The organism is Gordonia sp. LMA167 (assembly GCF_058130025.1).
Window position 1 is genome coordinate 5586317 of sequence record NZ_CM176708.1, and the last position, 7025, is coordinate 5593341.

Annotated in this window: 7 protein-coding genes; 4 read left to right on the forward strand and 3 right to left on the reverse strand. The window is 65.7% G+C overall.

Annotated features, from left to right (window positions below):
* The first annotated feature begins 336 nt into the window (after positions 1-336).
* The 3 genes from ACVT6V_RS25275 to ACVT6V_RS25285 are packed head-to-tail and all read left to right on the forward strand — an operon-like array spanning position 337 to position 3730.
* Positions 337-1986, forward strand: a complete 1650-nt coding sequence (locus ACVT6V_RS25275) for an ATP-binding cassette domain-containing protein (RefSeq protein WP_489896823.1) — start codon at positions 337-339, stop codon at positions 1984-1986.
* Positions 1983-2825, forward strand: a complete 843-nt coding sequence (locus tag ACVT6V_RS25280; protein ID WP_489896824.1) for an ABC transporter permease — start codon at positions 1983-1985, stop codon at positions 2823-2825. Before ACVT6V_RS25275 ends, ACVT6V_RS25280 begins: the two co-directional genes overlap by 4 nt.
* Positions 2822-3730, forward strand: coding sequence for an ABC transporter permease (locus tag ACVT6V_RS25285; protein ID WP_489896825.1), 909 nt, complete (start codon positions 2822-2824; stop codon positions 3728-3730). Before ACVT6V_RS25280 ends, ACVT6V_RS25285 begins: the two co-directional genes overlap by 4 nt.
* Positions 3731-4091: 361 nt before the next feature.
* Here the strand turns inward: ACVT6V_RS25285 and ACVT6V_RS25290 are convergent, their stop codons facing one another.
* The gene (locus tag ACVT6V_RS25290) at positions 4092-5339 is read right to left on the reverse strand and encodes an HNH endonuclease (protein WP_489896826.1); all 1248 of its coding nucleotides are present in this window, start codon (positions 5337-5339) and stop codon (positions 4092-4094) included.
* Between the two features lie 425 nt (positions 5340-5764).
* On the opposite strand from ACVT6V_RS25290, the gene ACVT6V_RS25295 reads away from it, so the two are divergent.
* On the forward strand, positions 5765-6265 hold the full coding sequence (locus ACVT6V_RS25295; RefSeq protein WP_489896827.1) for a phosphoribosyltransferase: 501 nt from the start codon (positions 5765-5767) through the stop codon (positions 6263-6265).
* 17 nt (positions 6266-6282) lie between these two features.
* Here ACVT6V_RS25295 and ACVT6V_RS25300 read toward each other — a convergent pair whose 3' ends face one another.
* Positions 6283-6627 carry a hypothetical protein gene (locus ACVT6V_RS25300; RefSeq protein ID WP_489896828.1) on the reverse strand — a complete coding sequence of 115 codons (345 nt, stop codon included), beginning with the start codon at positions 6625-6627 and terminating at the stop codon, positions 6283-6285.
* A 142-nt stretch (positions 6628-6769) separates the two neighbouring features.
* On the reverse strand, positions 6770-7003 hold the full coding sequence (locus ACVT6V_RS25305) for an MbtH family protein (protein WP_489896829.1): 234 nt from the start codon (positions 7001-7003) through the stop codon (positions 6770-6772).
* Between the last annotated feature and the right edge of the window lie 22 nt (positions 7004-7025).

The window sequence follows — 7025 nt, forward strand, 5'->3', positions numbered from 1 at the left end:
GTTCCGGGGGAAGGTTGTTCCCTCGCAACAGTGTGCGTCATTATCCACCTTCCAAAACGAACTTCACCATGATTCGGTTGAATGGATGAGCAGCCACCCGCTCACCCGATTACCCGGTAAACGACTTGCTCACGGTAGGAATTCGGTCGATGACCGCAGATCGTTACCGACCGCCGCGACGAGTCATCCAAACGTACGAATCCATCGGTTCCCGAAGTAATGTTTGGGCAGCGCGTGGCGACAATATTCTGGGACCATCGACCATGATTTTGGGTAGCATCGCCACATCGTCCAGCCGTGCGCTCCGTAACCGAGGTGGCCCGAGAGGAGTTGTCGATGGCCGAGCAGACCCGCCGGTCCACCGCCGCAGCACCGATGGACCCGGTGTCGGACATCGACCGGGACGCGGATTTGCTCACCTCCGGTGACTTGCAGATCGGTCCCCAGCACATAGGTCCGCAGCGCATAGGTCCGCAGCATGCAGATCCGCAGTCGGTCGGCCCGCCTGCGGGTTCGTCGGACGCCGGATCTGCGAGTACCGAGTCCGGCCGGCCGGCTCGAGCACGTCACGCAGCCGTGCCGGGCGACGAGGCGCCGACTGTCCCGATCCCCACTGTGGCGGCCGGGTCCCCGGCACCGGAAACGGACGCGAGTGCCTCCGAATCCCCGGCGGTCGTGAATGGCTGGCACGTAGTCAGCAATTCCACGCTCGACCCCACCATCGCCGGCACCTATCCCACTGCCGACACCGACACCGCCCACACCACCGCCGAGGACTCTTCGACACCGCCGGGCGATCCGCCGAGCGTCTCATCCACAGATCAATCGACCGAGCCCCCCGCAGAGGACGTCGGCACACAGTCGAATGATATTCACCCCCAACACCTTCCGGACACCCCCACATCATCGACGGACGCGGTTCCGCCCGCCCCGCACAACCCGGTCGCCGACGTCCCGCAGCGAGAATCGGCGATCGAGGTCGTCAACCTGCACAAGCGATTCGGCGACAACGTCGCCGTCGAGTCCGTCAGCTTCTCGGTAGCCAAAGGGTCGATCCTGGCTCTGCTCGGTCCGAACGGGGCCGGCAAGACGACCACGGTGAACATGCTCTGCACACTGCTCAAGCCCGATGGGGGCAGTGCATCCGTGGCAGGGCACGACGTGGTGTCGGATGCGCCGGGGGTGCGACGGTCGATCATGTTGACCGGACAGTTCGCCGCCCTCGACGAGGCGCTCAGCGGACGAGAGAACCTCATCCTGTTCGGCAGGCTGATGGGCCTCACCCGCTCGGCGGCTCGTGCTCGCGCGGACGACCTGCTGACCTCGTTCGAGCTGACCGACGCGGCAAACCGCAAGGTCGGTGAGTACTCGGGCGGAATGCGCCGACGCATTGACATCGCCTGCGGCCTCGTCACGCAGCCGGAGGTGGTCTTTCTCGACGAACCGACCACCGGCCTCGATCCTCGGAGCCGTCTGGAGGTGTGGAAGCTCGTCGAGTCGCTGCGCGACCAAGGCGTGACCACGCTGCTGACCACCCAGTACCTCGAGGAAGCGGACACCTTGTCCGACCACATCGTGGTGATCGACCGCGGCAGGGTCATTGCGTCGGGCACCGCGGACGAGCTGAAGGCCGCGACCGGCGCCTCCCATTACGAGGTGTCGCCCGCCGACCCCGACGACCTGAACCGACTCGTGGAGTGCCTCGGGGACCTGGTGCCCGCCGGCACGGCCCGTCGGCCGTCCGATGACTCCTCCGATGACCCCGACGAGCGATTCTCGGTGGCCGTCCCGGCTCCGGCCGGAGCGGACACCCTCGTCGCCATCGTGCAGCGCACCACGCAGGCCGGAATCCGGCTGTCCGACGTCGCGCTGCGTCGCCCGAGCCTCGACGAGGTGTTCCTCGCACTGACCGACCCTGCTCGTCCCGATGGCACCGGTGCGCCCCGGGCCGCCACTCCGCCGGATGAGCCGGACCCGGGAACATGACGGCGACCGGGAACATGACGAGCCGGGGCACGAGCGCCGGCCGCATCGCCTCCGCCGAACTGACCGTCGGGCGTCCACCCACACACCCGATGGCGCAGTGGTGGACGCTGACGAGTCGCGGGCTGGGCGCGATCGTGCGCAACGGCGAGATCATCTTCGCGTTCGTCGCTCCGGTGCTCCTCGCGATCTGCTTCTACCTCCCGTTGCGATCGATCATGGACGCGGATCCAGGCATGGACTATGCGGCATTTCTCATGCCGATCATCGCGCTGCAGTCGGTGAGTTTCGTGGCATCGTCGGCCGCGATGCGTGCCGCCGTCGACACCACCAAGGGCATCAACACCAGGTTTCGCACGATGCCGATGCCCGTCGCCGTTCCGACCCTCGCACGACTGGGAGCCAACACCGTGTTGCTGGTGATCTCGGTGATCTGTGCGACGGTCACCAGCCTCGTCATGGGGTGGCGTCCCGACGGCTCCGCGCTCGAGACGGTCGGACTGTTCGGCGTCGTGCTCACGGTCGGCATATTGATCGCGATCCTGGCCGACGCACTCGGCCTGTTGACCAATAGGCCCGAGGCGACAAGTCAGGCCTTGTCCCTACCGATCCTGATACTCGGATTGCTGTCGACCGGGTTTGTACCCGAGAACCAATTCCCCGACTGGATTCAGCCGTTCGTCCGCAACCAGCCGATCTCGCAGTTCGCGACCTCGATGCGCGCGCTGAGCGACGGCACCGCGACCCTCGACATCCTCACCCCGACGATCTGGTGGTGTGTCGGACTCCTGGCCGCGGGGATCGTGATGACGACGCTCGGCGTGCGACGGGCCGTGCGATGACCGCCGCCATCGACTCCGCCTCGCCCGATCCGACCTCGCCCGAATCCGGCGAGGGTGAGGCCACCTCGGCTGCCGCGGCGCGGGCCACGTCCGCGACCGACACCGCCGGGACGCGCAGTCCTGCCGAGGGGTCTGTGCGCGCCTGGTTCACCCAGAGCCTCGTGTTGTCCTGGCGGCAGTTGTCGGTGATGATCCGCGACAAGGCGACGTTCCTGCAGCTGATCATCGTCCCGATCTTGACCCTGGCCATGTTCAAGGTGGTGCTCGGGGACGCGATCGGCAGCGCCACCGGCCAGGACAGCACCTACGGGACGGTACCTCTGGTCATCCTGGTCAGCGCGATGTTCGGGTCGGTCGCCGCCGGCATCCGGCTGAACCAGGAACGCGGGACCGGCCTGCTGTCCCGACTCTATGTCCTGCCGATCAACAGGGCCGCCGACCTCACGTCGCGGTTGCTGAGCGAGGTCTTCCGCATCGTGGTGGTGACTGCTCTGCTGATTGCGGTCGGCTCCACCATCGGATTCGACATCACCGGGGGCGTTGTCGCGGTCGCCGGCATCTTCGGTGTGGCTCTCATGTTCGGCGTCGCCTACGCAACGCTGGTCCTCGCGCTCGCCGTCAGCGCCCAGCCCTCGGCACCGTTGGTCCCCTTGCTGTCGCTCGTATCGAGTGTGCTCATGTTCTTCAATTCCGGCTTCTCCCCCGTCGATGCCTACCCGGGCTGGTTGCAGCCCATAGTGGAGAATCAGCCGATGACCCCGGCCATCGAGGTGATGCGGTCGCTCGCGGCCGGCGGCCCGATCGCCGAGAACCTCATCAAGGTGACCATCTGGACGATCGTCATCATCGGCGTCTGTATCTATCCGGCCCTCCGCGGCTACCGCAAGGCAGCGACCGCACGCTGAGGCAGCGACGCACCGGCGGCGCACGGTGTCGCGTACCGCGCACCACCGCTGTCCGGTCGTCATGACCGGGTTTGGGTGGCCGTCGGGTACGCGACACCGTGTGGCGCCGTGACTGTTTCACTCTATGGAGTTCTCAAGGGACAGATGCGGTCCCGGCCAGGGGTCGCTCTCTGCGGGTCGAGTAGCGGCGAACGAAGTGAGTTGCGTATCGAGACCTGGGTTGGGTGATCTCGATACGGTCCCTCGCCTGGCGGCTCGGAACCTACTCGATCAGCGGAAGAGCGACGGCGGGTCAGTCAGGCTGGTTGGTCGGGTGGGGTCAGCGGCGGTGGTCTGGCGGTTGTCGTCACCGGGTCTCGGTTCAGGCGGCGGTGGGCAGGTTGTCGAGGTTCATCGTGCGCCGGTTGTGGGCCGGGATTGGACGTCGTTGCGGGTCGACGGATGCCGGCGGGATCAGCCAGGGGTGTTTGTCGAGTCCCATCACGACGTCCCAGCCGTTGTGGTGGACGTCGTGGTGACACGAGGGGCAGAACAGGCAGCCGTTTTCCAGGTAGGTTTTGCCTCCGTCGGCCCAATGTTTGATGTGGTGCGCATGGCAGCGGGTGGCGGGTGCCCCGCATTTGATGCAGCCCCGATCGCGTTGGTGCAGAGCTCTTCTCAGAGGTGCGGGGAACAGGCGTTTGTCGTGGCTGATGTCGAGGGGGACGGCTTCGTCGTCGACGATCATGGTGGTGATGGTGCCGTCACAGGTCAGGGTGCGCAGGGTGGCTTCGGTGATCGACCCCATGAACTCGAGTTCGGCGTCTTCGGGTCGTTCGGCGGGCACGGTGATCAGGGTTTGGGTGCGCGGTGCGGAGGCGACATCGCCGCCGCGAGCAGCGATGTCCAGCAACGTTTCTAGCGCGTCGGCTTGGCGACGCTCGGTCGACCGGGCGTCGGGGGAGCCGTCGGGTTCGGGACGGGGTTTGGCTAGTTCTTCGATGGCGGCGTGGAACTTTTCGCCGACGTCGGTGTTGAGGTCGGCGTGCACTTCGAGCCGTCCGTCGCTGGTCAACGCTTTGGACAGGGTGTTGAGGTTGCGGTCTTCCGACGCCGGCAGACCACCGGTGTCGTCGGCAGCCCGGTTACCCAACCGTCGGGCGTGTTTGGTGATGTCGGCGGGGGTGGCGCCGGAGAAGAACTGTCCGAGAAGATCTGTCACAAACCTTAGACGCGCTGCGTCGTCGATCGGTTCCGCTGATCTGCCCTCGATATGGTTGACGCCTTTGACCACCGCATCGGCGTGCTCACTGGAGATCGCACCGTCTGCGGCATGCGCATGCAGGGTGGGCAGCGAGGACGTGGTGGCCGCGATCCGCAGCAGGCGAGCCGCCACAGCCGGCGCGAAGCCCATCACGATGAGCAGTTCGGTCATCTTGCGGCCGTGATCTTTCGCCACCCCCAAGCGATCCATGTCGCCGGCAAGGAGCGCGGCGAGGTGGTCGAGACGGTTGCGCCCGGTGATCACCACCTGCATCAGATCAAACGCGGCACGTCCGGTCAGGTCGTCGGATCGGCGCTGCTCACAGAGTGAATCGATGGATGTCATGAGGTCCCCCGAAGTTCTCATGACACCAATTTATTCGAACTGGTGTTCGAAGTCAAGGAAAATCCTGGACTTCTTCAGAAGCCTGTGGACGGCGTGTGGGGTCGCCATTCGGAGGGTGTCACGAACGGGTCGCCCTTCGTGACGCTCGCACGCTCGCTCCCTTCGTGACGCTCGCAAGCTCGCTCCCTTCGTGACGCTCGCACGCTCGCTCCCTTCGTGACGCTCGCACGCTCGCTCCTCAGGGCGGCGCCTCAGGGCGGCGCCTCAGGGACCGGGTGGTGACGCTCGCAAGCTCGCTCCGCGGCTCCTCAGGGCAGCGCCTCAGACTCAGGGACCGGCGTCACCGCGGACTGGCGAGCGCAGGCAATGCCGACCCCCGCGAATCCGACTCCTCTTTGGTCTCGATTCGACGCGCGCACCTACCGAAGTCTTGGCAGAGTTGTCCCATGGACAGCACCGCTGTGGAACGGGAGATCCTCACCTGGGATTTGAACGGCCAGGCATGCCGGGCACTCGCCCAGATGGTCGCCGACGACGGATTCGTCCCCGACATCATCCTCGGCATCGCGCGCGGAGGTCTGATCCCGGCCGGTGCGATGGCCTACGCGCTGGACTGCAAGATCCTGATCTCGCTGAACGTCGAGTTCTACACGGGAATCGGTGAGACCCTCGCCGAACCCGTGCTGCTCCCGTCGCTGTTGGAGAGCAGTGGACTCACCGATCAACGGGTCCTGGTCGTCGACGACGTCGCCGACTCGGGCAAGACGCTGCGGATCGTCGACGACTACTGCGAGCAGCAGGGCCGGGTCGCCGAGGTCCGTAACGCGGTCATCTATCAGAAGCCACACACGATCACCCGGCCCGACTATTGCTGGCGCACCACCGACAAGTGGATCAACTTCCCGTGGTCGGCCGACGGGCCGGTCGTCGACCGGCGCAATCCGTGATCATTGCGCAGACGTCGTCAGCCGATGGCGTGTAGCCCGCCGGCCTGGCCGTCGTCGATGTCGCGGGCCAGCCATTCGACCACCTGACACACCGTGTGGACGACGGCGGTCGGCTCGTCGAGCCTGCCGATGCGCGGTAGACAGTGCAGTATCGCGGCGGACACCGTGGACCCGATACCGAGGCCGTTCTGCTCGGCCACCATGTCATAACTGACCAGCGCGCCCGCGAGGTCGCGATAGGTCGCCGATTCGTCGATGTATCGGACCGCAGTCAGTGTCGGGGTGATCTCGGCGCGGCGCGCGATCTCGTCACGCGTCGCACACAATCGTGCGGTCGCCCACGGTCCGAAGTCACCGACCATGCCTGACCTGCTTTCCACACCCGAGAGGTCCGCGTCGGAGGGGATGAGACCGGGACTTCTCCGTGAAGAAATGATGACAGCTCATCGGGCTCCTGTCAGTCATGGACGACAGATTTCACGAAGAATGTCGCTCAGGGTCGCATCACTCGGTCCCGCGCTCGGCGCGGTCGGCCTCCATGGCGTCGATGAGACTCTTCGGCCGAAGGTCGGTCCAGTTCTTCTCCACATACTCGAGGCACGCCGCACGGCTGTCCTCACCGAACACCTTCGTCCATCCCGCCGGGATGTCGGCGAAGGTCGGCCACAACGAATGCTGGTTCTCGTCGTTCACCAGCACAAAGAAACGTCCGTTTTCGTCGTCGAACGGGTTGGTCATCTGCTCTGTCGTTCCTCTCGTG